Source organism: Streptomyces hirsutus, from assembly GCF_001418415.1.
Taxonomy (GTDB): domain Bacteria; phylum Actinomycetota; class Actinomycetes; order Streptomycetales; family Streptomycetaceae; genus Streptomyces; species Streptomyces hirsutus.
Map to the genome: position 1 here is coordinate 1 of NZ_LIQT01000779.1, position 1,327 is coordinate 1,327.

2 protein-coding genes are annotated in these 1,327 nt (G+C 72.0%); one reads left to right on the plus strand and one right to left on the minus strand.

The features are described 5' to 3' along the window. Positions 1 to 46: 46 nt before the first annotated feature. Positions 47 to 322: a hypothetical protein gene (locus AOK11_RS38575; protein WP_055598246.1), complete on the plus strand. Its 276-nt coding sequence runs from the start codon at positions 47 to 49 to the stop codon at positions 320 to 322. Positions 323 to 370: 48 nt separating this feature from the next. On the opposite strand, the gene AOK11_RS38580 is transcribed toward AOK11_RS38575, so the two are convergent. Further along, positions 371 to 1,174 carry a hypothetical protein gene (locus tag AOK11_RS38580; RefSeq protein WP_055598245.1) on the minus strand — a complete coding sequence of 268 codons (804 nt, stop codon included), beginning with the start codon at positions 1,172 to 1,174 and terminating at the stop codon, positions 371 to 373. Positions 1,175 to 1,327 lie beyond the last annotated feature (153 nt).

Here is a 1,327-nt window from a genome sequence, read left to right on the forward strand (position 1 = left end):
GGGGGCGGGTGGGCAAGCCCTGCCGGGTTCCCTACGCTTGCCGGCCATGGACATAGCCGTGCTTTTCCTCACCTCCGTCGTGATCCTCGGAATCCTGACCCTCCAGAGCCACGTCTCCCGGGCCGAGCGCACCATCGCGCGCGTCGAACGCAAACTCGACCTGGTGCTCCAGCACTTGGACCTGCACGAGGAGATCCCGGGCAAGGACGGGATCGTCGCGCTCGTGCGGGAGGGCAAGACGGTCCAGGCGGTCAAGGCCTACCGTGAGGCCACCGGGGCCGGCCTGCTCGAGGCCAAACAGGCCGTGGACCGTCTGACGTGACGGCCGGAGTCGTGACGGTTGAAGCCGTGACGGTTCGACCCATGGCGGTCAGACCCGTACCCGGCCCTGCTTCTGGATCTCCGTCAGCCGGTTCACCCCGAACTCCACGACCACCTGAACGAGTTCGGACGCGACGTCACCGAAGCCGCCGTTGGTGAGGGTGATGGTGTCCTCGCCGACCCGGACCACCGCCACGTCCAGGGTGAGGCGCGTCAGCTGGTGGTCGGGCGTCTCACCGGTCATGGTGACCCGCAGCGCCTGCCGGGCGTCCCCGGTCTCCGGCAGCTTCAGCGCGTCGACCTCGACCTTCTGGACGCCGTCCTTCTTGGCCGTGGCGGTGAACTCCCCGCACTTCTTCGGCAGGCCGCCCAGCCACTTCAGCGTGCGGTCCACGTCGGCGGGCCGGTACGCGGCCACCTGGTACCGCAGCTGGGCGCCGCTGTAGGCGTCGTCCAGGGCGACCACGGCCCGCGGCCCGGCCGGCGTGCCGAACAGTTCCTCGGTGTAGAGGACGTCGAGCAGCCGCCGGCAGTCGGCGTTCTTCGTGCTCGACTTGAGCAGCCCGTCCCGCCAGGTCGCCACCCCCCGCGTCGGCACCCAGGGCTGCCCCAGGTCCGTCTCCGTGATCAGCGCGGCCCGCAGCTGCTCCTCGCTCAGCCCGGGCTCGGACGTCGCCGACGAGGACTGCTCGGCGGCCGGGGTGGCGGCGGAGGACGAGGCGGTGGCGGACGCCGGGGCCGCCGGTCCGGCCGTGTCGTTCCCGAGGACGGAACAGGCTGCCGTGGTCAGCAGCGCGGACACCGACAGCACGGAGGAGAGAAGGGCGCGGGCGGCGGCCGGGGCATGCGTCATCGGGGCGTCTCCTGGTGGGGCCGGGCTGTGGATGTGGCTGCGACCGCGCGCCGGCCGTCCGGAACGGGACCGGAACAGGACCGGAACGGGACCGGGACAGCGACACGTGCTCATACGGCACCACCGCGCCGCCCGCCCCACCAGCGCGGTGGT